The organism is Streptomyces sp. NPDC030814 (assembly GCF_055572155.1).
This window is the reverse complement of the sequence record NZ_JBVIDX010000003.1, coordinates 435,750-457,467: the sequence shown is the minus strand read 5'-3', so window position 1 is coordinate 457,467 and position 21,718 is coordinate 435,750. Positions and strand designations below refer to the sequence as shown.

The window sequence follows — 21,718 nt, the reverse complement described above, 5'->3', positions numbered from 1 at the left end:
GGGGCCCGAGCCCTGGCGGGCCCGGCGGGAAGGCTCTAGCTTCGGGGCATGGGAACGGGAGGAGCCTTCGGGTGGGGGGCCGCCCTGGGACCGGCGCTGCTGATCGGCGCCCTGGTCACCGGGTGCGGGGCGTCGGGAACGGACGGCGCATCGGCCGGGCCGCCGGCCAAGGGCCCGGCATCGCCGTCGGCCGCGCCGCCCGAGGACCTGTGCACCCGGATCGTCGCCTACTGGTCGCGGAAGGCACTGGACGACGACGGCTATGGCGACTACCAGTCCATGGGGTTGTCGAACGGCCAGTACGACATCCTGCGTGCGGTCGTCGACGCCGCCCGGGCCGAGGAGAGGCGCGCCGGCCGTAAGGCGGCCGAGCGGCTCGTCGACGACGAGGCGCGCACCCGCTGCGAGAAGCTGTACCGGGACGGCAACCCGAGCAAGGGCCCCTGGAGTTGAGTGGCGTCGGGCCCGTCGAACCGGGCGAGGGAACATGCGCCCGGGAAGTCCCCGAGGTGGAGGCCGCGGCACCGCGCGGGCGCCTCGCCCTGCTGTACGCCCGGCACCGCCGCGCCGCCCTGATCACCGGCTCGGCCGCCGTCGTCCTCGCGGGCGCCCTCCTCTACGCGACCCGCCACCAGGCCCCGCCTCCGGCCCCTCCCCCGTACCCGTCGCAGGCGGTGGGCCTCACGTACCTGGGGAGGGAGACCCCGCCCGCGGACGCCCCGGCGAGGAGCTTCGGCTTCGGCATCGAGGTCACCACGCGCGAGGGACCCGCGATCACGGTGACTCGGATCTCCCAGTCCTCCGCCGGGCTCAGCGTCTCGGCCGCGCCGCGTCCGCCCTTCCGGATCCCGGCCGGGGACGCCCGCGGTGTCGTGATCACCATGCGGGTGACGGATTGCGGAAAAGTGCCGAGGAACGCCGGACTGCCTTTCCTGGACGTAACTCTGCGTAATAGGCGTGCAATAGAAGACCACAGTTTCATCCTGGGCCGTCGCTATGCCGACGACCTCTCCGAAGCGATTCAGGTCGCCTGCAGCAACGACTTGACGTCACTACCAAAAGCCAAGAACACTCCTGAAAACGCCGACGCACTTCCTGCGGCTTCTCACAATGTGGACAGGGCGAATCGGCCTTAATTCCTCGCATCCACCCACGGAGTACCGCTCTGCATTACGTCGTGTCATAACAAGAGCGTCACAGCCTGGGTCAGACTCTCCTCCACGTTCCCATCACACGCTTAGAGTCACGCCCAGTCACCGCGCCATCGGATTCGAAGTCATTTTCGTCCCAGCGCTCGACTCGGCCCGCTCAACCAGGAGGGGCCGTGCCACGGAAAGGACTGATCGTGCGTCAACGCTCGCTCATCGCCATCACCGCCGCGCTGGCGGCGGGAGCTCTCACCCTCACCGCCTGCGGCTCGCGCGACGACAGCGCCGGCTCGGACTCCGAAGGAAGCGGCGGCACCACTGTCGTCATCGGTGTCGACGCACCGCTGACCGGCGACCTGTCCGCGCTGGGTCTCGGTATCAAGAACTCCGTAGACCTGGCCGCCAAGACGGCCAACAAGGAGAAGACCGTCGACGGCGTGACCTTCAAGGTCGAGGCCCTCGACGACCAGGCGCAGCCCTCCTCGGGCCAGCAGAACGCCACCAAGCTCGTCGCCAACAAGGACGTCCTCGGCGTCGTCGGCCCGCTGAACTCCTCGGTCGCCGAGTCCATGCAGAAGGTCTTCGACGACGCCAAGCTCGTCGAGGTCTCCCCGGCCAACACCAACCCGGCCCTGACCCAGGGCACGGACTGGCAGAAGACCAAGACCCGCCCGTACAAGTCGTACTTCCGCACCGCGACCACGGACGCCATCCAGGGCCCGTTCGCCGCGCAGTACGTCTACAACGACGCCAAGAAGAAGAAGGTCTTCGTCATCGACGACAAGAAGACCTACGGCGCCGGTCTGGCCGCCACCTTCACCGAGGAGTTCAAGAAGCTCGGCGGCAAGGTCGCCGGCACCGAGCACATCAACCCCGACACCAAGGACTTCTCCGCGGTCGCCACCAAGGTGAAGAACTCCGGCGCGGACGTCGTCTACTACGGCGGCGAGTACCCGCAGGCCGGCCCGCTCAGCAAGCAGATCAAGGCCGCCGGCGCCAAGATCCCCGTGGTCGGCGGTGACGGCATCTACAGCGCCGACTTCATCAAGCTGGCCGGCGCCAGCGGCACCGGCGACCTGGCCACCTCGGTCGGCGCCCCGGTCGAGGAGCTCCCCTCCGCCAAGGAGTTCGTGGCGAACTACAAGGCCGCGGGCTACAAGGAGGCCTTCGAGGCCTACGGCGGCTACTCCTACGACTCGGCCTGGGCGATCATCGAGGCCGTGAAGAAGGTCGTCGAGGACAACGACGGCAAGCTCCCGGACGACGCTCGCGCCCAGGTCACGGCCGCGATGCAGAACGTCTCGTTCGACGGCGTGACCGGCAAGGTCTCCTTCGACGAGTACGGTGACGCCACCAACAAGCAGCTCACCGTCTACGCCGTCGAGAACGGTGCCTGGAAGGCGGTCAAGTCCGGTACCTACACCGGCTGACCCGCAACAACCGCACCACTCCTGAGCCGCGCGGGGCGCTGTTCCACTGGCGCCCCGCGCGGACTCGCATCCGGCCCCCCGTCGAAACATCCGAAACCCTCTCGGAGGACATGCGGTGAACGAACTGCCGCAGCAGCTGGTCAACGGCCTGCTACTGGGATCCATGTACGGGCTGGTCGCCATCGGCTACACAATGGTCTATGGCATCGTCCAGCTCATCAACTTCGCCCACGGCGAGATCTTCATGACCGGAGCGTTCGGCGCTCTGACGATTTACGTGTACGTCCTGCCCGACGGCACGTCCATGTGGATCGCCCTGCCGCTGATGCTCATCGGCGCCGCCCTGGTGTCGACCACCATCGCCGTGGGAGCGGAACGATTCGCCTACCGCCCCCTTCGCAGCGCCCCACGCCTCGCCCCCCTCATCACCGCCATCGGCCTCTCCCTCGCGCTGCAGCAGGCGGTGTGGGCCTGGTACCCCGAGGCCAAGTCCGCCCGGACCTTCCCCGAGATCCCCGGCGGCCCCTTCGAGATCGGCGGCGTCACCATCCAGACCGGTGACGTCTTCCTCCTGATCGCGGCCCCCATCAGCATGGCCGTCCTCGCCTACTTCGTCATGAAGACCCGCACCGGCCGCGGCATGCAGGCCACCGCGCAGGACCCGGACACCGCCAAGCTCATGGGCATCAACACCGACCGCATCATCGTGGTCGCCTTCGCCCTCGGCGCGATCTTCGCCGCGGTCGGCGGTGTCGCCTACGGCCTGAAGTACGGCCAGATCGACTTCCGCATGGGCTTCATCCTCGGCCTGAAGGCCTTCACCGCAGCCGTCCTCGGCGGCATCGGCAACATCTACGGAGCCATGATCGGCGGCGTCGTCCTCGGCATCGCCGAAACCCTGGCCACCGCCTACATCGCCGACATCCCCGGCATGGACAAGTTCGGCAGCCAGTCCTGGGCCGACGTCTGGGCCTTCGTACTCCTCATCCTCGTACTGCTGTTCAGGCCACAAGGTCTGCTCGGCGAGCGCGTCGCGGACAGGGCGTGACACCGATGACCACACAGACCACCGCACCCGAAACCCCCACCCCTGCCTCCGGCAAGCCCACCGGCCTGATCGGCCTCCCCGAGAAGACCGGCCTCGCGCTCGCCCTCGGCGGCAGCGTCCTCACCATCATCTCCACGTTCCTCGCCTGGACCTGGACCGCCGCCTTCCCCGGCAACCTCACCGTCTACGGCTACCCGGGCGGCCTGCAGGTCCTCGCCCTCATCGGCGGCGCCCTGGCCACCCTCTTCTGCCTGGCCCGCTACGGCGTGAAGGGCCTCGGCTGGCTGGTCCCCGCCGGCGCCGACGCCGCGATCAAGTTCGCCACCCTCGCCACCTTCGCCACCAGCTGGTACACGGTCCTCGCCATCAGCGTCGACCTCGGCGGCCTCGTCAACCTCGAGCCCGGCGGCTACCTCGTCGCCGTCGCCAGCCTGGCCGCCCTCCTCGGCGCCCTGGCACTGCCCTTCGAGCGGCCCGCGCCCGACCCGTTCGACCCCGACGACACCGGCTGGGAACTGTTCAAGCACAACGCGGCCGCCAAGTGGGCCACGTTCAAGGCGGCCTTCGCCACCGGCACCCCGCGCCGCCTCGGCGCGCTCCCCTCGTACGCCGAGATCCTGATCATCGTCGCCGTCCTCGCACTCGGCCTCACCGTCTTCACCTACGGCATCGGCACCGAGTACGACGAACTGTTCATCGGCTTCCTGATCACCGCCGGCTTCGGCTTCGCCGCACTCAACAAGTCCGGCCTCATCGCCCAGGCCTCCCAGATCACCGCCCGGCACCAGAACATCACCATCTGCGGCGCCTTCGTCGCAGCAGCGATGTTCCCCTTCACCCAGACCGACGACCAGTACGCGACCATCGGCGTCTACATCCTGATCTTCGCCACCGTCGCCCTCGGCCTGAACATCGTCGTCGGCCTCGCCGGCCTCCTCGACCTCGGATACGTCGCCTTCCTCGGCGTCGGCGCCTACGCCGCCGCCCTGGTCTCCGGCTCCCCCAGCTCGCCCTTCGACGTGCACTTCCCGTTCTGGGCCGCCGTCCTCGTCGGCGCCCTCGCCTCGCTCGTCTTCGGCGTCCTCATCGGCGCCCCGACCCTGCGACTGCGCGGCGACTACCTGGCCATCGTCACCCTCGGCTTCGGCGAGATCTTCCGGATCACCGCCAACAACCTCGACGGCACCTCCGGACCGGACCTCACCAACGGCTCCAACGGCATCTCCTCGATCCCGAACCTCAACATCCTCGGGTTCGACTTCGGTATCCAGCACGACATCGGCGGCTTCACCATCGGCCGCTTCGCCAACTACTTCTTCCTGATGCTGCTCATCACCGCCGTCGTCGTGCTGGTCTTCCGGCGCAGCGGTGACTCCCGCATCGGCCGCGCCTGGGTCGCCATCCGCGAGGACGAGACCGCCGCGCTCGCCATGGGCATCAACGGCTTCCGCGTCAAGCTCATCGCCTTCGCCGTCGGCGCCTCCCTGGCCGGCCTCGCCGGAACCGTCCAGGCCCACGTCACCTACACCGTGACACCCGAGCAGTACCTCTTCGCCGGTGTGATCCCGCCCAACTCCGCCTTCCTGCTCGCCGCGGTCGTCCTCGGCGGCATGGGCACCATCAGCGGACCCCTCATCGGCGCAGCCCTGCTGTTCCTGATCCCCAACAAGCTCCAGTTCCTCGGCGACTACCAGCTCCTCGCCTTCGGCCTCGCACTCATCCTGCTGATGCGCTTCCGCCCGGAGGGAATGATCCCCAACCGGCGCCGCCAGCTCGAGTTCCACGAAGACGCGGAACCGCCCACAGTGCTCACCAAGACGGGGGCCTGACACCACCATGACGACTGACACCATCACCCCGAGCACCACGGGCCAGACGGTCCTCGACGCCCGCGGCGTCACCATGCGCTTCGGCGGCCTCACCGCCGTCCGCAACGTCGACTTCACCGTGAACGCCGGCGAAATCGTCGGCCTCATCGGCCCCAACGGCGCCGGCAAGACCACCTTCTTCAACTGCCTCACCGGCCTGTACATCCCCACCGAAGGCGAAGTCCGCTACAAGGGCAACATCCTGCCCCCCAAGTCCTTCAAGGTCACCGCGGCCGGCATCGCACGCACCTTCCAGAACATCCGCCTGTTCGCGAACATGACGGTCCTGGAAAACGTGCTCGTCGGCCGCCACACCCGGACCAAGGAAGGCTTCTGGTCAGCCGTACTGCGACTGCCCAGCTTCCACAAGGCCGAGGCCAAGTCCCGCGAACGCGCCATGGAACTCCTGGAGTTCGTAGGCCTGGAGAACAAGGCCGACCACCTCGCCCGCAACCTCCCCTACGGCGAACAGCGCAAGCTGGAAATCGCACGCGCCCTCGCCAGCGAGCCCGGCCTGCTGCTCCTCGACGAGCCCACGGCCGGCATGAACCCCCAGGAGACCCGGGCCACCGAGGAACTCGTCTTCGCCATCCGCGACAAGGGCATCGCCGTCCTCGTCATCGAGCACGACATGCGGTTCATCTTCAACCTCTGCGACCGCGTCGCCGTCCTCGTCCAGGGCGAGAAGCTCGTCGAGGGCGACAGCGCCACCGTCCAGGGAGACGAACGCGTCGTCGCCGCCTACCTCGGCGAACCCTTCGAAGACGCCCCCGGCAAGGACGAGGTCGCGGAAGTCGAAGCCGCCGAAGCACACGCCGAGGCCACCGACGCCGCGCCCGGCAAGGAGAACGACCGATGACCGCACTGCTCGAAGTCGAGGACCTCCGGGTCGCCTACGGCAAGATCGAAGCCGTCAAAGGCATCTCCTTCAAGGTCAACGCGGGCGAAGTCGTCACCCTCGTCGGCACCAACGGCGCCGGCAAGACCACGACGCTCCGCACCCTGTCCGGGCTCCTCAAGCCCGTCGGCGGCCAGATCAAGTTCAACGGCAAATCGCTGAAGAAGGTCCCCGCACACGACATCGTCTCGCTGGGACTCGCCCACTCCCCCGAGGGGCGGCACATCTTCCCGCGCATGAGCATCGAGGACAACCTCCGCCTCGGCGCCTTCCTGCGCAGCGACAAGCCCGGCATCGAGAAGGACATCCAGCGCGCCTACGACCTCTTCCCCATCCTGGGCGAACGTCGCAAGCAGGCCGCGGGCACCCTCTCCGGCGGCGAGCAGCAGATGCTGGCCATGGGCCGCGCGCTCATGTCCCAGCCGAAGCTGCTCATGCTCGACGAGCCCTCCATGGGCCTCTCGCCGATCATGATGCAGAAGATCATGTCGACGATCGCCGAGCTGAAGTCCCAGGGCACCACCATCCTGCTCGTCGAACAGAACGCCCAGGCGGCGCTCTCCCTCGCCGACCAGGGCCACGTCATGGAGATCGGCAAGATCGTCCTCTCCGGCACGGGCTCCGACCTCCTGCACGACGAATCGGTCCGCAAGGCGTACCTCGGCGAGGACTAGCCCGCCAACCCGCACACGAGGAGGCCCGCACCCCCTGTCACAGGGGGTGCGGGCCTCCTCGTACGTACGGGGCCGCCGTCAGCCCTTCGCGGCCTTCTTCTCCTCGGCGTCCTGAATGACCGCCTCCGCGACCTGCTGCATCGACATCCTGCGATCCATCGACGTCTTCTGGATCCACCGGAACGCCGCCGGCTCCGTCAACCCGTACTCCGTCTGAAGGATCGACTTCGCCCGGTCCACCAGCTTCCGGGTCTCCAGCCGGAGCGTCAGGTCGGCGACCTCCTTCTCCAGCTCCTTCAGCTCCGTGAACCGCGACACCGCCATCTCGATCGCCGGCACGACATCGCTCTTGCTGAACGGCTTCACCAGGTACGCCATCGCACCGGCGTCCCGCGCCCGCTCGACCAGGTCGCGCTGCGAGAACGCGGTCAGCATCAGCACCGGGGCGATACGCTCCTCGGCGATCTTCTCGGCCGCGGAGATACCGTCCATCTTCGGCATCTTCACGTCCAGGATCACCAGGTCCGGCCGGTGCTCGCGGGCCAGCTCGATGGCCTGCTCGCCGTCACCGGCCTCGCCCACGACGGAGTAGCCCTCCTCTTCGAGCATCTCCTTGAGGTCAAGGCGGATCAGCGCCTCGTCCTCGGCGATGACGACACGGGTCGTCAGCGGAGGCACGTGCGACTTGTCGTCGTCGGGCGCGTCGAGGGGCTGGGGCGACTCGGGGGCGGTCACGGGGGCTCCTTGTTCAGGGCAGGGGTACTGCTGACAAGAGGGTACCTAGCTGCGGCGCAGCTCGGAGAACCGGTACACTCTCCGGAGCACCGGCCGGGTTGGTGGAACGGTATACACGGAGGTCTCAAACACCTCTGCCCGTGAGGGCTTGCGGGTTCGAATCCCGCACCCGGTACTCGACCGAAGCGGATGTCCACGTTCTCGTGAACATCCGCTTTTTGCTGCACGCGTTCGCGATCAGTGACGCAGAGTAGCCGCATGGACTTCCACGGCACAGAAGTACGACAGCGGGCACTCACGCTCCTCAGGAGCGGCTCGAAAAACGCAGATGTGGCACGAACACTCAATGTCCCCCTGGGCACGATCGGCTACTGGAAGCACGTGGACCGCGCCAAGCGCGGCGAGTGTCCCGGCTCCCATGATCCGGCCTGCCCCCGCTGCCACGGGCGCCACCTGGACCCGGCCGCGTACTCCTATCTGCTCGGCCAGTACCTGGGGGACGGCCATATCAGCCATTACTCGGGACACCGAGTACCGAGCCTCGTGATCGCCTGTGCCGACGCATGGCCGGGGATCGCCGACGAGACCCAAGCCGCCATGCGAGCCGTCTTCCCGAACAACGGCGTTCACCGGCTCCAGCGCACGGGATGCCAGAACATCAAGGTCTACTCAAAGCACCTGTCCTGCCTGTTCCCCCAGCACGGCCCCGGCAAGAAGCACGAGCGCCGCATCGTCCTCGAACCCTGGCAGCAGGCCATCGTCGACGCCCACCCCTGGGAGTTCGTCCGCGGACTCGTCCACTCCGACGGCTGCCGCATCACCAACTGGACCACCCGCCTCGTCGGCGGTGTGCGCAAGCGCTATGAGTACCCCGGTACTTCTTCACCAACAAGTCGGACGACATCCGGCAGCTCTGTACCGACACCCTCGACAAGCTCGGTGTCGAGTGGACACAGTGCACACGCAACGGCAATCCGTTCAACATCTCCGTCGCCCGCAAAGCCTCGGTCGCCCTCATGGACACTCAGGTCGGGCCCAAGCACTGACCCCTACCCCTTCAGTGCGTCGTCCTCGGCGATGTGGTGGACGTGGACCAGGTTCGTGGTGCCCGCGATGCCCGGTGGGGAGCCGGCTGTGATGACGACCGTGTCGCCCTTCTCGCAGCGGCCGTACCGGAGCAGCAGCTCGTCGACCTGGCCGATCATCGCGTCCGTGGATTCGACGCGCGGTCCGAGGAACGTCTCCACACCCCAGGTGAGGCTGAGCTGGGAGCGGGTGGCCGGGTCGGGGGTGAAGGCGAGGAGGGGGATCGGGGAGCGGTAGCGGGACAGGCGGCGGGCGGTGTCGCCGGACTGGCTGAAGGCGACGAGGAACCTGGCGCCGAGGAAGTCGCCGATCTCGGCGGCGGCGCGGGCCACGGCGCCGCCCTGGGTGCGGGGTTTGTTGTGCTCGGTGAGGGGTGGGAGGCCGTCCGCGAGCATGTCCTGTTCGGCCGCTGCCACGATGCGGCTCATGGTGCGGACCGTCTCGACCGGGTACTTGCCGACGCTGGTCTCGCCGGACAGCATCACCGCGTCGGTGCCGTCGAGGACCGCGTTGGCGACGTCGCTGGCCTCGGCGCGGGTGGGGCGGGAGTTGTGGATCATCGAGTCGAGCATCTGGGTGGCGACGATGACCGGTTTTGCGTTGCGCCTGGCGAGTGCGATGGCGCGTTTCTGGACCAGGGGGACTTGTTCCAGGGGCATTTCGACGCCCAGGTCGCCGCGGGCGACCATGATGCCGTCGAAGGCGGCGACGATGTCGTCGATGGCGTCGACGGCCCGGGGTTTCTCCACCTTGGCGATGACGGGGAGCCGGCGGCCCTCCTCGTCCATGATGCGGTGGACGGCGTCGATGTCCTTCCCTGACCTCACGAACGACAGGGCGATGATGTCGAAGCCGGTGCGCAGGGCCCAGCGGAGGTCGTCCTCGTCCTTGTCCGACAGGGCGGGGACGGAGACGGCGACGCCGGGGAGGTTGAGGCCCTTGTGGTCGGAGACGATGCCGCCTTCGATGACCTCGGTGTGGACGTGGGGGCCGTCGACGGCGGTGACGGCGAGGGTTACTTTGCCGTCGTCGACGAGGATGCGCTCGCCGGCTGTGACGTCGGCCGGGAGGCCGTCGTAGGTCGTGCCGCAGATCTCGTGGTTGCCTTCGATGCCGTGTTCGACGGTGAGGGTGAAGGTGTCGCCGCGTTCGAGGAGTACGGGGCCTTCGGCGAAGCGGCCGAGGCGGATCTTCGGGCCTTGAAGGTCGGCGAGGAGGCCGACGCTGCGGCCGGTTTCGTCGGCGGCCTTGCGGACGTGGTGGTAGCGCTCCTCGTGTTCGGCGTGGTCGCCGTGGCTGAGGTTGAGGCGGGCTACGTCCATTCCGGCTTCGACCAGTGCCTTGATCTGGTCGTATGAGTCGGTGGCGGGCCCGAGGGTGCAGACGATCTTTGCTCGGCGCATGGTTCGAGCCTATGGCTTACCCGCTGGTAGCGACCTGGTGGCGTGTGGCTGCTCAACGGCCTTGGGGTGAAGGGTATTTGACAAGTGGTCAACAAGGGTTGAAGCCGTTGCTCCGGGCGTGGCGGGTGGTCGTTCAGAGTGTGGGCGGCAGCATGGTGAAGCGGGCGTTGACCTGGGCGTGGATGTGCTGGCGTTCGGGTTGGAGGTCGAGGGGGGCCGGTGCGGCGTCTTCCGTGGCGTAGGCCATGGTGCGGGCGTAGGCGGCGGGGCGTGGGGGTTCGGGGGTTTCGGCGCCGAGGTCGGAGAGTTCGATGAGGGCGGCGAGGGTGGTGCCGAGTGCTTCGGCGTATTCGCGGGCGCGTTGGACGGCTTCCTGTACGGCTTTCTGGCGGGCCTCGCGGTGGGCGGGTGAGTCGGGGCGGAGGGTCCACCAGGGGCCGTCGACGTGGGTGAGGTCGAGGTCGGCGAGGCGGGTGGTGAGTTCGCCGAGGGCGGTGAAGTCGGTGAGTGCGGCGGTGAGGTGGACGTGGCCGTGGTAGGCGTGGACGCGTTCGCCGCGGCCTTTCTCCTTGAGGTGGGGGGTGAGGGAGAAGGCGCCGGTTTCGAGGTGTTCGACTGCGTCGCCGTAGCTTTTGACGAGGTGGAGGGCGGTGTTGTTGCGGCGGGTGAGGTCGTCGAGGGCGGTGCGGCGGTCCTTGCCTCGGGAGGTGATGGTGATGCCGATGCGGGCGATCTCGGGGTCGACTTCGAGGTGGGCTTCTCCGCGGACGGCGATGCGGGGGGCTTCGGGGGTGCCGTAGGGGACGGGGGTGGGGTGGGGTTGCGCTGGGCTGTTGGTCATACGTCCCACTCTGTCACCGCGGGTCCGGTTGCGGTGGGGGTCGGTCATCAGATCGCAACCTGGGGGGTCTGTTGCTGTGTGGAATGTACGGGTCAGAATCTACGCGCGTTATCGCGTGTGGCGCCTTTTTCTCGTTCCTCTGTCTACGCGCGTTGAGATCCCGTTCCTCGCGAGGAGTACCGATATGGCCTTGGACCGCCGGAAGTTCCTGAAGAAGTCAGCCGTGACCGGTGCCGGTGTGGCCATCGCCGGTTCGGCCATGGCGCCGAACGCGCAGGCGGCCGAGGTGACCGGCGGCCAGGAGAAGGCCCCGAAGCGGTACCGCTTCACCGTGATGGGGACGACCGACCTGCACGGCAATGTCTTCAACTGGGACTACTTCACGGACAAGGAGTTCGACGACAAGGCCCACAACGACGTCGGTCTCGCGAAGATCTCGACGCTGGTGAACCGGGTGCGCAAGGAGAAGGGGCGTGGCAACACGCTCCTCATCGACGCCGGTGACACCATTCAGGGCACGCAGCTGTCGTACTACTACGCGAAGGTCGACCCGATCACGGCCAAGGGCGGTCCGGTCCACCCGATGGCGCAGGCGATGAACGCGATCGACTACGACGCGGCGGCGCTCGGGAACCACGAGTTCAACTACGGCATTCCGGTGCTGCGGAAGTTCCAGGAGCAGTGTCGTTTCCCGCTGCTGGGGGCGAACGCGTTGGACGCGAAGACGCTGCGCCCGGCGTTCCCGCCGTTCAGCATGCACCGGCTGCGGACGCCGTGCGGCCGTGAGGTGAAGGTGGCGGTGCTGGGTCTGACGAACCCGGGGATCGCGATCTGGGACAAGGCGAACGTGCAGGGGAAGATGACGTTCCCGGGTCTGGAGGAGCAGGCGGCGAAGTGGGTGCCGAAGCTGCGGTCGATGGGCGCGGACGTGGTCATCGTGTCGGCGCACAGTGGTTCGTCGGGGACGTCGTCGTACGGTGACCAGCTGCCGTACATCGAGAACGCGGCGGGTCTGGTGGCGGAGCACGTGCCGGGGATCGACGCGATCCTGGTGGGGCACGCGCACACGGAGATCCCGGAGTACTTCGTCACGAACAAGGAGACCGGGAAGCAGGTCGTGCTGTCGGAGCCGCTCAAGTGGGGGCAGCGGCTGACGCTGTTCGACTTCGAGCTGGTGTGGAGCCGGGGCTGCTGGAAGGTGGAGAAGGTCGGTGCGCAGGTTCTGAACTCCAACACGGTGGAGGAGGACCCGGAGATCGTGAAGCTGTTGTCGGACGAGCACGAGAAGGTCGTGGCGTACGTCAACCAGGTGATCGGTACGAATGCCGCCGAGATGAGGTCGGTGGAGGCGTCGTACAAGGACGTCCCGATCATCGATCTGATCAACCACATCCAGGCGGACACGGTGAAGCAGGCGCTGGCCTCCTCGCAGTACGGGTCGCTGCCGGTGCTGTCGCAGGCCGCCGCGTTCTCCCGCACGGCGGTGATTCCGGCGGGGAACGTCACCATCCGTGATGTGGCCGGTTTGTATGTCTTCGAGAACACGCTGGAGGCGCGTTTGATGACGGGTGCGCAGATGAAGGCGTATCTGGAGTTCTCGGCGAACTATTTCGTGCAGACGGCGCCGGACGCGGTGGTGGATCCGGCGAAGCTGACGAACGCGAACGGGACGCCGGACTACAACTATGACGCGGTGAGTGGTCTGTCGTACGAGATCGACATCGCGCAGCCGGCCGGTTCGCGGATCAGGAACGTGCGGTTCGAGGGTGCGCCGTTGGCGGACGACCAGAAGTTCGTGTTCGCGGTGAACAACTACCGGGCCAACGGTGGCGGCAACTTCCCGCATGTGGCGGCGGCGCCGATGCTGTGGTCGAACTCGGACGAGATCCGTAACACGATGATCGCGTGGGTGAAGGCGAAGGGGTCGATCGACCCGGCTCAGTTCGCGTCGGTGGACTGGAAGCTGACGCGGAACGGTACGCCGGTCTTCTAGGAGGGCGGCTTTCCGCCTCGCGGGAGTGACAGGTCGAACGGCGTCGGCGCCTGGTGGTGCGCCGGCGCCGTTCGGTGTGTGTGCCGTGGCCGTTCCGGTGGTGGTCAGCGCACGTCGGCCAGGGGGGTCAGCGGGCCGGCGGTTTTCTCGTCCCTGGCTCGGGGGATGTGGGGTCGGGGTTCGAGGCCGAAGGTGGTGAAGGCGGTGCGGTTCGGCAGGGGGTAGGTCTGCTTGCCGGTGAGGGTGTTGAGGATGGTGGCGCTGCGCCAGGCGGCGAGGCCCAGGTCGGGGGCGCCGACGCCGTGGGTGTGGAGTTCGGCGTTCTGGATGTAGACGTGGCAGCCGGAGGCCGTGATGGACGGGTCGAGCTTCATCCGGAAGTGTTCGTCGACGCGGGGGCGCCGGTGGCTGTCCCGGCGGATGTAGGGGTCGAGGCCGGCGAGGACGCGGTCGAGGGGGCGTTCGCGGTAGCCGGTGGCGAGGACGACGGCGTCGGTGGTGAGGCGGGTGCGGGTGCCCTGCTCGGCGTGTTCGAGGTGGAGTTCGATTTTGGTGGTGGCGAGGCGGCCGGCGGTGCGGACGTGGACGCCGGGGGTGAGGACGGTGTCGGGCCAGCCTCCGTCGAGGGTGCGGCGGTAGAGCTCGTCGTGGATGGCGGCGATGGTGTCGGTGCCGATGCCCTTGTGGAGTCGCCATTGGGTGGTGACGAGCCGGTCGCGGGTGGATTCGGCGAGGGCGTGGAAGTAGTGGGTGTAGTCGGGGGTGAAGTGCTCCAGTCCCAGCTTGGAGTACTCCATGGGGGAGAACGCCTCGGTGCGGCCGAGCCAGTGCAGTCTTTCGCGGCCGGCGGGCCGGTGGCGGAGGAGGTCGAGGAAGACCTCGGCTCCGGACTGGCCGGCGCCGATGACGGTGACGTGTTCGGCGGCGAGGAGGCGGTCGCGTGCGTCCAGGTAGTCGGCGGCGTGGATGACGGGGACGCCGGGGGCTTCGACGAGAGGCTTGAGGGGTTCGGGCACGTGGGGTTCGGTGCCGACGCCGAGGACGACGTTGCGTGTGTAGGTGCGGTCGAGTGCCGCGTCGCCGTGGGCGTCGAGCCGGGTGACGTCGATCTCGAACAGGTTTCGTTCGGGGTTCCACCGTACGGAGTCGACGCGGTGGCCGAAGTGGAGGCCGGGGAGGCTTTCGCTGACCCAGCGGCAGTAGGCGTCGTATTCGGCGCGCTGGATGTGGAACCGCTCGGCGAAGTAGAAGGGGAAGAGCCGGTCGCGGCTTCTGAGGTAGTTGAGGAACGACCAGGGGCTGACGGGGTCGGCGAGGGTCACCAGGTCGGCGAGGAAGGGGACTTGGAGGGTGGCGCCCTCGATGAGCAGGCCGGGGTGCCAGTCGAAGCCGGGGCGTTGTTCGTAGAACACGGCGTCGAGTGCGGCGAGGGGGTGGGCGAGGGCGGCGAGGGAGAGGTTGGCGGGGCCGATGCCCACTCCGACGATGTCGCGGGGGGCGTCGGGTTCGCGGCTCGGGGTGCCGGGGGCTGGGTTCGGGGAGGTTGGGGTCGTGCTCATGTCGGGGTGTGTCCTTCGGGGAGGTCCGCGGCTGCGGCGGGGTCGGCGCGTTCCACGAGGTCGAGGAGGGTGCGTTCCACGAGGTCGAGGAGGGTGGTGAGGTCGCCGGGCCGGGTGTGGGGGTTGAGCAGGGTTGTCTTGAGCCAGAGCCGGCCGTCGAGGGTGGCGCGGCCGAGGACGGCCCGGCCGTCGTGCAGGAGTTTTCGGCGGACGGCGGCCACGGTGTCGTCGCCGGCGCGGGCGGGCCGGAACAGGACCGTGCTGATGGTGGGCCGGTCGTACAGTTCGAAGCCGGGGTGGGCGTCGATGAGTGCGGCGAACTCGTGGGCGAGGTCGCAGACCTGGTCGACCAGGGTGCCGAGTCCGCCGCGGCCGAGGGTTTTGAGGGTGGCCGCGATCTTGAGGATGTCGGGGCGGCGGGTGGTGCGCAGGGAGCGGCCGAGGAGGTCGGGGAGGCCGGCTTCGGTGTCGTCGTCGGCGTTGAGGTAGTCGGCGCGGTGCCCGAGTACGGCGAGGTCGGATGCGTCGCGGACGGTGAGGAGTCCGGCGGCGACGGGTTGCCAGCCGAGTTTGTGCAGGTCGAGGGTGATGGTGTGGGCGCGGTCCAGGGCGGTGAGCCGGGGGCGGTGGCGGGCGCTGAAGAGGAGGCCTCCGCCGTAGGCGGCGTCGATGTGGAGGCGGGCGCCGTGGGTGGTGCACAGGTCGGCGATGTCGGGCAGTGGGTCGATGAGTCCGGCGTCGGTGGTGCCGGCGGTGGCGGCGACGAGGAGGGGCCCTTGGAGCTGGGTGAGCGCGTGGTCGAGGGCGGCGGGGTCCAGGGTGCCGGCCGGGGTGGGGACGACGACGGGTTCGGGCAGGCCGAGGAGCCAGGTGGCGCGGGGCAGGGAGTGGTGGGCGTTGGCTCCGCAGATGAGCCGTACTCCGGTGTGGGCCTCACGGGCGAGGAGGACGGCGAGTTGGTTGGACTCGGTGCCGCCGGTGGTGACGAGGGCGTCGGCCGCGCCGGTCTCGGCGGCGAGGGCGCGGGTGACGAGGGCTTCGAGGGCTGAGGCGGCCGGGGCCTGGTCCCAGGAGTCCAGTGACGGGTTCAGTACGGAGGCGGCGAGGTCGGCGGCGGTGGCGACGGCCAGGGGCGGGGTGTGCAGGTGAGCCGCGCACAGGGGGTCGGCGGGGTCGGCGGTGCCGGCCGCGAGGGCGTGGACCAGTCGCCGGAGGGCCTGTGGGTCCCCTGCGGTGGGCAGCGGGTCGCCGAGCGCGTCCCGTACCGCTGCGGCGACTGCTTCGGGTCCGCCGGCGGGCAGTGGGCCGCCCCTCGCTTCGCTGCCGTCCCGTAGGGCGCCGAGCACGGTGTCGACCAACGGCCGTAGTGCGTCGGGGCCTTGGGGGCCTGAGGCGAGGGGCGGGGTGGGCATGGGGGTCCTCCGGGACGCGTGAGATTTCCATCTTGTACGCGGATGGAGTGCGTGTCCGGAAAAGCTGACGCATCGAACCCGAAAGTGGTAAGTGGGGGTGCGGGGAGCGCTGTTCGGCACAGTGGTCGCCCCGGCCGCCGGGCGTGTGCGGCGGGTCGCGCCGTCCCCGCACCTCTCGGGGGCGGCGCTACACGCCCCTCACCTTCAGCGCGCGCTTCAGGTCGTCGAGTTGGTCGACCAGTTTCCGTCGGAGCGCCGGGATCGGTTCGTCGTCCTCCAGGCACCGCTCCCCGAGGCCGAGTGTCTGGGCGTCCACGGCGTGGACGGGGAACGCCCAGCGTCCGGCGGCCTCCGCGATGGCCGGTCCGCGCCTGGCGGCCACGGCCACCGCGTCGGCCCAGTAGCGGTCGACGTACGGCTGGAGGAGTTCTTCCTGTTCCGGCTGCCAGAAGCCCTGGGCGGTGGCGGTGAAGAGGTAGTTGGACAGGTCGTCGGTGGTGAACATCGCCTCCCAGGCGGCGTGCTTGGCGTCCGGGTCGGGGAGGGCGGCCCGGCAGCGGGCGGCGCCTTCCTGGCCGGTGGCGCTGGGGTCGCGTTCCAGTTCCTCGGCGATCGCGTGGGCGTCGACGGCGCCGAGGACGGCGAGCCGGCCGAGGACACGCCAGCGCAGTTCGGGGTCGAGTTCGGGGCCTCCGGGGACGGTGCCGTCGGCGAGCCAGGCGGCGATGGTGTCGGGGTGGGCGGCGACGTCGATGAAGTGGCGTACGGCGGTCAGGCGCAGGCCGGGGTTGTCGCCGTCCTCGGTGCGGCGGATGAGGTCGCGGCACAGGGCGGAGAGGGTGGTCAGGCCGGCGGGGCGCTGCTCGGGGGTGAGGAAGCGGTCGGCGACCTGGGTGGTGGCGAAGGTGAGGACGCCCTGGACGATGGCGAGGTCGGTCTCGCGGGGCAGGTTGGTGCGGGCGGCGTCGAGGTAGGCGGTGGGCGGGAGTTCGGCGTCGCGTACGGCGTCGCGCAGGGCGTTCCAGACGACGGCGCGGGTGAGCGGGCCGGGGAGTCCGCTGAGGTGGCCGGTGACGGTGGTGAAGGAGTCGGGGTCGAAGCGGACCTTGGCGTAGGTGAGGTCGGCGTCGTTGAGGAGGAGCAGGGCGGGGCGTTTGCCGATGGGCTGTTCGCCCGTCTGCGGGATGTCGAGTGCGAGGCTTTCGCGGAGGGTGAGGTGGCCCTGGTCGTCGCCGTGGTCCTGGTCGTAGATGCCGACGGTGATGTGGTGGGGGCGGTTGCCGGTGTGGTCGACGGTGAGGGTGTAGGTGCTGTCTGAGCCGCGGGTGACCTTGGGGGTGAGGGTGTCGACGCCGGTGGTGCGCAGCCAGGCGTCGGCCCAGGCGTGGACGTCGCGTTCGGTGGCGCCGGCGAGGTTGTCGATGAAGTCGGCGAGGGTGGCGTTGCCGAAGCGGTGGCGGGTGAAGTGGGCGTTGATGCCGGCGAGGAAGTCCTTCTCGCCGAGCCAGGCGACGAGTTGGCGCAGGGCGGAGGCGCCCTTGGCGTAGGAGATCCCATCGAAGTTGAGGAGGGCGGCGGCGGTGTCGTCGACGTTCTCGGGGGCGACAGGGTGGGTGGAGGGACGCTGGTCGGCGTCGTAGCCCCAGGCTTTGCGGGCGACGCCGAAGTCGACCCAGGTGTCGGTGAAGCGGGTGGCTTCGGTGAGGGTCTGGTAGCCCATGTATTCGGCGAAGGACTCGTTGAGCCAGATGTCGTCCCACCACTTGAGGGTGACGAGGTCGCCGAACCACATGTGGGCCATCTCGTGGGCGATGACCATGGCGCGGGTCTGGCGTTCGGTGTCGGTGACGGCGGAGCGGTAGACGAACTCGTCGCGGAAGGTGACGAGTCCGGGGTTCTCCATGGCGCCCGCGTTGAACTCGGGGACGAAGGCCTGGTCGTAGGAGTCGAAGGGGTAGGGCTCTTCGAACTTCTCGTGGTAGCGGTCGAAGCAGGCGCGGGTGACGTCGAGGATTTCGTCGGCGTCGGTGTCGAGGTAGGGGGCCAGGGAGCGGCGGCAGTGGATGCCGAAGGGCAGGCCGCGGTGTTCGGTGCGCACGGAGTGCCAGGGGCCGGCGGCGACGGCGACGAGGTAGGTGGAGATGAGGGGGGTGGTGGCGGCGCGCCAGGTGCCGTCGTCGTGCTGTGCGGTGATGCCGTTGGCGAGGACGGTCCAGCCTTCGGGGGCGGTGACGGTCAGGTCGAAGACGGCCTTGAGGTCGGGTTGGTCGAAGGCGGCGAAGACGCGTTGGACGTCGTCCATGAAGAGTTGGGTGTAGACGTAGGTCTCACCGTCGGTGGGGTCGGTGAAGCGGTGCATGCCCTCGCCGGTGCGGGAGTAGCGCATGGCGGTGTCGACGCGCAGTTCGTGTTCGCCCGGGGTGAGGCCGGTGAGCGGCAGGCGGTTGCCGTCGAGGGTCCCGGGGTCGAGGGGTTCGCCGTCGAGGGTGACGGAGCGCAGGTCGGCGGGCTTGAGCTCGACGAAGGTGTCCGCGGCCTTTTTCTTTCCCCGTACGGTGAAGCGGATGACGGTACGGGAGTCGAAGGTCTCGTCGCCGCGCGTGAGGTCGAGGGTGATCTCGTAGCGGTGGACGTCGAGGAGCCGGGCACGGGCTTGCGCTTCGTCGCGCGTCAGTACGGACATGAGGGACATGCTGCCTGATGCCCCGGGCACGGGACAGGGGCGGGCCGGGTACGCCACCTATGTCCGGTCGTATGCGCCGCGTGCCCGGTCGTGTGCGGGCTATGCCCGGTCGCCGGCGCTGTTCCGCGTGTCGTGGTCCGTGCGCTCCCGTTGGGCGGGGAGACGGCCGGTGTCGTGGTGTTTGCGGTCCTCGTGGTCCTGGTGGTCCTTCAGGCGGGCGCGCAGTTCGCGGACCTCGCGGGCCAGGGCGTGGGAGCGTTCGTGGGCGTCGAACAGGTAGCGGACCTTGGTGCGCAGGGCCCAGGGGTCGATGGGCTTCATGACGAGGTCGGCGACGCCGAGGCGGAAGGCGGCGGTGGTGAGTTCGGCGTCGGGGCCGAAGCCGGTGAGGAGGATGACGGGGATGTGCTGGGTCTGTTCGACTCCGCGCATGTAGCGGACGACGTCGAGGCCGCTGACGCCGGGCATGCGTACGTCGAGGAGGAGCAGGCCGACCTGGCCGCGCAGGACCTCCTTGAGCGCCGCGTCGCCGCTGGTGGCGCGGGTCAGGTGGTAGCCCAGCGGGGCCAGGGCGCTCTCCAGGGCGTAGAGCGTGTCCTCGTGGTCGTCCACGATGAGGATCTTGGCTTCCGACGGCATGGCCCGTGTCCCCTCGCTCGGGTCTGCGGCGCGCGGTCGGCGGCGCCTTGATCCGAGTTTCTCACTGCGTGTCGCCAGTGTCTGACGAAGAGTGCTCACGCAGGATGCCCGCTGGGGGCGGCGATGTCACTCCCCCGCGGTCACCGCTGTCCCGCGCCGGTGCCGGCGCCGGGTGCGCCGGTCGCGCCGTTCAGGGCGTCGTCGGCGATGCGTTCGTGGTGCCGGATGACCTCGGCGATGATGAAGTTCAGGAGCTTCTCGGCGAACGCCGGGTCGAGTTTGGCGCTTTCGGCGAGGCCGCGCAGCCGGTTGATCTGCTGGGCTTCGCGGGCCGGGTCGGCTGCGGGCAGCTGGTGCGCGGCCTTGAGGTGGCCGACCCGCTGGGTGCACTTGAAGCGTTCGGCGAGCATGTGGACGACGGCGGCGTCGATGTTGTCGATGCTGTCCCGCAGCCGGGTGAGTTCCGCCCGCACCTCGGCGTCGACCTCTCCGGCCGGCGCTCCGCTGTTCGCCTCGTTGGTGTCGCTGGTGGTCATGGTCGTCACCCTACGTCGGGCCGGCCGGCGGTCTCACGCCGCTCCCGGCGGCCCCGCGGGCACCCGCGCGCGTCGTCTTAGAGTGGAACGTGTCGAGGCGTCTTTGGGGGTGCGGACGTGGCGAACGGCGGACCGGTCGAGCACGGCTACCCGCATCTGGAGATCGTGCGGGCGTCGATCACCGCGCTGTACAGGCGGCTGTCGTACGACACTATTCACGCGTTCGACACCAGTGTCGCCCCTGTCGACGTGGCGTTCTGCGACACCGATGATCTGCATCTGGGCGCCCAGCGGGTGGCCCGTGAGCTGGTGCGGCACTATCGGCTGCCGGATGCCCGGCTGATCGTCGGCTTTCGGGAGATGACGCATGCGGCGAACGTCGAACTGGCCGCCGGGCCCGAGTACTTCGTCGAGCTGAACGACCGCTTCCGCACGCATCGGCGGGACATCGGCGCGGCCCTCGCGCATGAGGTGATGCACGTCTGTCTGCACCGTCTGGGGTTGTCGTTCCCGGGTGTCCGTGAGAACGAGATCCTCACGGACACGGCGGCGACGTATCTGGGGGCGGGCTGGCTGCTGCTGGACGCGTACCGGGAGGACGGGGCGTCGTCGCAGAAGCTGGGGTATCTGACGCCGGAGGAGTTCGGGTACGTGCTGGCCAAGCGGGCGCGGGTCTTCGGGGAGGACCCGTCGGTGTGGTTCACCAGTGCGCAGGCGTACACGGCGTACACGCAGGGCCGGGTGCGGGCGCGGCTGGACGAGGAGCAGCCGCCGTTGTCCGCGGCGGGGTGGGCGGGGCGGCGCCGGTATGCGCGGGACCGGCGCCGGGCGCGGGATCCGCGGCCGGCCGGGGTGGAGCGGGGGGTGTCGTACGTCTTCTCGCCTGAGGAGGTGAGGGGTGGGGGGAGCGGGGGGTTGCGGGTGTCGTTTCCCTGTCCGACGTGTCATCAGCGGATCCGGGTGCCGGTCCGGGGGCGGGTGCGGGCCCGGTGCGGGTTGTGCCGGACGGTGCTGGAGTGCGACACGTAGGTTGTGGGGGTGGGTGAGGGGTTGGGGCGGGTTCGGTGGGGTCCCGGGTGTGCGTGAGGGCTTTCGCGTGGCCCTTGTAGGTTGATCACACCCCCCATGGAGAGGACCCGCCCTGTGAGAATCCGACGCACGCGGTCCGTGGTGGTCGCCGCTTTTGCCGCGCTGCTGCTGTCCGGTTCCGCCGTCGTACCCGCCGTCGCCCAGCCGCGGCCTCCGGCGTCCGCGCCTTCTGCCGCTCGGGGACTGACCTCGTTGACGGACCTGTTCGCCGAGCGACTGTTGATCGCCGACCAGGTGGCCGCCGCCAAGTACGGCACCGACCGGCCGATCGACGACCCCGCGCGCGAGCAGAGGATCCTCGATGACGTCGCCGCCCGGGCCGTCGGGCTCGGCCTGGATCCTGACGTGGTGGTCGCCGTCTTCCGGGACCAGATCGAGGCGAACAAGCTGGTGCAGCGGGGACTGTACGCCCGCTGGGACGCGCATCCCGAGGAGCGGCCCACCCGGCGGCCGGACCTCGACAAGGAGGTCCGGCCGGCGCTCGACCGCATCACCACCCGGTTGCTCAGCGCGCTGGTGGCGACCGAGGGCGTGCGTACCTCGCCGTCGTGCGAGCCGCGGCTGTACGGCGCGGCTGCCTGGTCGGCGTACGGCCATCGGCTGGACGTGCTGCATCTGAGGGGGCTGGAGCGGGCGTTGCCCTCGGTGTGCGCAGGGCCGTGAGGCGGTTGTGGTC

General features: G+C 69.1%; 18 protein-coding genes, 1 tRNA gene and 1 pseudogene. 11 read left to right on the top strand and 9 right to left on the bottom strand.

Features of this window, described 5'->3' with window-relative positions; translation table 11 throughout:
• The first annotated feature begins 48 nt into the window (after positions 1–48).
• Positions 49–453, top strand: coding sequence for a hypothetical protein (locus ACZ43N_RS08885; protein ID WP_468096058.1), 405 nt, complete (start codon positions 49–51; stop codon positions 451–453).
• A 163-nt stretch (positions 454–616) separates the two neighbouring features.
• Here the strand turns inward: ACZ43N_RS08885 and ACZ43N_RS08880 are convergent, their stop codons facing one another.
• Positions 617–883 (bottom strand): hypothetical protein, encoded by a 267-nt coding sequence (locus ACZ43N_RS08880; protein ID WP_468096056.1) that lies wholly within the window; start codon positions 881–883, stop codon positions 617–619.
• 462 nt (positions 884–1,345) lie between these two features.
• Here ACZ43N_RS08880 and ACZ43N_RS08875 point away from each other — a divergent pair, with 462 nt between their 5' ends.
• The 5 genes from ACZ43N_RS08875 to ACZ43N_RS08855 all read left to right on the top strand — a co-directional run bounded on the left by ACZ43N_RS08875 (position 1,346) and on the right by ACZ43N_RS08855 (position 7,066).
• The gene (locus tag ACZ43N_RS08875; RefSeq protein WP_468096055.1) at positions 1,346–2,578 is read left to right on the top strand and encodes a branched-chain amino acid ABC transporter substrate-binding protein; all 1,233 of its coding nucleotides are present in this window, start codon (positions 1,346–1,348) and stop codon (positions 2,576–2,578) included.
• 115 nt (positions 2,579–2,693) lie between these two features.
• The gene (locus tag ACZ43N_RS08870; protein WP_468096054.1) at positions 2,694–3,626 is read left to right on the top strand and encodes a branched-chain amino acid ABC transporter permease; all 933 of its coding nucleotides are present in this window, start codon (positions 2,694–2,696) and stop codon (positions 3,624–3,626) included.
• Positions 3,627–3,631: 5 nt separating this feature from the next.
• A complete protein-coding gene (locus tag ACZ43N_RS08865; RefSeq protein WP_468096052.1) occupies positions 3,632–5,455 on the top strand; it encodes a branched-chain amino acid ABC transporter permease in 1,824 nt (607 codons plus the stop codon).
• 7 nt (positions 5,456–5,462) lie between these two features.
• A complete protein-coding gene (locus ACZ43N_RS08860; protein WP_468096051.1) occupies positions 5,463–6,353 on the top strand; it encodes an ABC transporter ATP-binding protein in 891 nt (296 codons plus the stop codon).
• Positions 6,350–7,066 (top strand): ABC transporter ATP-binding protein, encoded by a 717-nt coding sequence (locus ACZ43N_RS08855; RefSeq protein WP_468096049.1) that lies wholly within the window; start codon positions 6,350–6,352, stop codon positions 7,064–7,066. Before ACZ43N_RS08860 ends, ACZ43N_RS08855 begins: the two co-directional genes overlap by 4 nt.
• A gap of 78 nt (positions 7,067–7,144) precedes the next feature.
• Here ACZ43N_RS08855 and ACZ43N_RS08850 read toward each other — a convergent pair whose 3' ends face one another.
• Positions 7,145–7,801 (bottom strand): ANTAR domain-containing response regulator, encoded by a 657-nt coding sequence (locus ACZ43N_RS08850; RefSeq protein WP_468072663.1) that lies wholly within the window; start codon positions 7,799–7,801, stop codon positions 7,145–7,147.
• A gap of 92 nt (positions 7,802–7,893) precedes the next feature.
• Here ACZ43N_RS08850 and ACZ43N_RS08845 point away from each other — a divergent pair.
• Positions 7,894–7,976 (top strand) — tRNA-Leu (locus ACZ43N_RS08845).
• Positions 7,977–8,059: 83 nt separating this feature from the next.
• Positions 8,060–8,847 (top strand): annotated as a pseudogene (locus tag ACZ43N_RS08840) (helix-turn-helix domain-containing protein).
• A gap of 3 nt (positions 8,848–8,850) precedes the next feature.
• On the opposite strand, the gene pyk reads toward ACZ43N_RS08840, so the two are convergent.
• Entirely contained in the window at positions 8,851–10,290 is a 1,440-nt protein-coding gene (gene pyk / locus ACZ43N_RS08835; protein ID WP_468096048.1) for a pyruvate kinase, read from the bottom strand.
• Between the two features lie 133 nt (positions 10,291–10,423).
• Positions 10,424–11,131, bottom strand: coding sequence for an SIMPL domain-containing protein (locus ACZ43N_RS08830; RefSeq protein ID WP_468096047.1), 708 nt, complete (start codon positions 11,129–11,131; stop codon positions 10,424–10,426).
• A 184-nt stretch (positions 11,132–11,315) separates the two neighbouring features.
• Here ACZ43N_RS08830 and ACZ43N_RS08825 point away from each other — a divergent pair, with 184 nt between their 5' ends.
• On the top strand, positions 11,316–13,124 hold the full coding sequence (locus ACZ43N_RS08825; RefSeq protein WP_468096046.1) for a bifunctional metallophosphatase/5'-nucleotidase: 1,809 nt from the start codon (positions 11,316–11,318) through the stop codon (positions 13,122–13,124).
• Between the two features lie 104 nt (positions 13,125–13,228).
• Here ACZ43N_RS08825 and ACZ43N_RS08820 read toward each other — a convergent pair whose 3' ends face one another.
• The 5 genes from ACZ43N_RS08820 to ACZ43N_RS08800 all read right to left on the bottom strand — a co-directional run bounded on the left by ACZ43N_RS08820 (position 13,229) and on the right by ACZ43N_RS08800 (position 19,953).
• Positions 13,229–14,683 carry a lysine N(6)-hydroxylase/L-ornithine N(5)-oxygenase family protein gene (locus ACZ43N_RS08820; RefSeq protein ID WP_468096044.1) on the bottom strand — a complete coding sequence of 485 codons (1,455 nt, stop codon included), beginning with the start codon at positions 14,681–14,683 and terminating at the stop codon, positions 13,229–13,231.
• Positions 14,680–16,095: a pyridoxal phosphate-dependent decarboxylase family protein gene (locus tag ACZ43N_RS08815; protein WP_468096043.1), complete on the bottom strand. Its 1,416-nt coding sequence runs from the start codon at positions 16,093–16,095 to the stop codon at positions 14,680–14,682. Before ACZ43N_RS08815 ends, ACZ43N_RS08820 begins: the two co-directional genes overlap by 4 nt.
• Positions 16,096–16,282: 187 nt before the next feature.
• A complete protein-coding gene (gene pepN, locus ACZ43N_RS08810) occupies positions 16,283–18,787 on the bottom strand; it encodes an aminopeptidase N (RefSeq protein ID WP_468096041.1) in 2,505 nt (834 codons plus the stop codon).
• A 90-nt stretch (positions 18,788–18,877) separates the two neighbouring features.
• Entirely contained in the window at positions 18,878–19,417 is a 540-nt protein-coding gene (locus tag ACZ43N_RS08805; protein ID WP_468096040.1) for a response regulator, read from the bottom strand.
• 140 nt (positions 19,418–19,557) lie between these two features.
• On the bottom strand, positions 19,558–19,953 hold the full coding sequence (locus ACZ43N_RS08800; RefSeq protein WP_468096038.1) for a chorismate mutase: 396 nt from the start codon (positions 19,951–19,953) through the stop codon (positions 19,558–19,560).
• Positions 19,954–20,070: 117 nt separating this feature from the next.
• On the opposite strand from ACZ43N_RS08800, the gene ACZ43N_RS08795 reads away from it, so the two are divergent.
• On the top strand, positions 20,071–20,982 hold the full coding sequence (locus tag ACZ43N_RS08795; protein WP_468096037.1) for a hypothetical protein: 912 nt from the start codon (positions 20,071–20,073) through the stop codon (positions 20,980–20,982).
• Positions 20,983–21,096: 114 nt separating this feature from the next.
• Positions 21,097–21,705: a chorismate mutase gene (locus ACZ43N_RS08790; RefSeq protein WP_468096036.1), complete on the top strand. Its 609-nt coding sequence runs from the start codon at positions 21,097–21,099 to the stop codon at positions 21,703–21,705.
• Positions 21,706–21,718 lie beyond the last annotated feature (13 nt).

Coding starts and splice junctions, on each gene's coding strand:
- ACZ43N_RS08885 (WP_468096058.1), top strand. CDS start 49: ATGGGAACGGGAGGAGCCTTCGGGTGGGGGGCCGCCCTGGGACCGGCG.
- ACZ43N_RS08880 (WP_468096056.1), bottom strand. CDS start 883: ATGGTGATCACGACACCGCGGGCGTCCCCGGCCGGGATCCGGAAGGGC.
- ACZ43N_RS08865 (WP_468096052.1), top strand. CDS start 3,632: ATGACCACACAGACCACCGCACCCGAAACCCCCACCCCTGCCTCCGGC.
- ACZ43N_RS08860 (WP_468096051.1), top strand. CDS start 5,463: ATGACGACTGACACCATCACCCCGAGCACCACGGGCCAGACGGTCCTC.
- ACZ43N_RS08855 (WP_468096049.1), top strand. CDS start 6,350: ATGACCGCACTGCTCGAAGTCGAGGACCTCCGGGTCGCCTACGGCAAG.
- pyk (WP_468096048.1), bottom strand. CDS start 10,290: ATGCGCCGAGCAAAGATCGTCTGCACCCTCGGGCCCGCCACCGACTCA.
- ACZ43N_RS08830 (WP_468096047.1), bottom strand. CDS start 11,131: ATGACCAACAGCCCAGCGCAACCCCACCCCACCCCCGTCCCCTACGGC.
- ACZ43N_RS08825 (WP_468096046.1), top strand. CDS start 11,316: ATGGCCTTGGACCGCCGGAAGTTCCTGAAGAAGTCAGCCGTGACCGGT.
- ACZ43N_RS08820 (WP_468096044.1), bottom strand. CDS start 14,683: ATGAGCACGACCCCAACCTCCCCGAACCCAGCCCCCGGCACCCCGAGC.
- ACZ43N_RS08815 (WP_468096043.1), bottom strand. CDS start 16,095: ATGCCCACCCCGCCCCTCGCCTCAGGCCCCCAAGGCCCCGACGCACTA.
- pepN (WP_468096041.1), bottom strand. CDS start 18,787: ATGTCCCTCATGTCCGTACTGACGCGCGACGAAGCGCAAGCCCGTGCC.
- ACZ43N_RS08805 (WP_468096040.1), bottom strand. CDS start 19,417: ATGCCGTCGGAAGCCAAGATCCTCATCGTGGACGACCACGAGGACACG.
- ACZ43N_RS08800 (WP_468096038.1), bottom strand. CDS start 19,953: ATGACCACCAGCGACACCAACGAGGCGAACAGCGGAGCGCCGGCCGGA.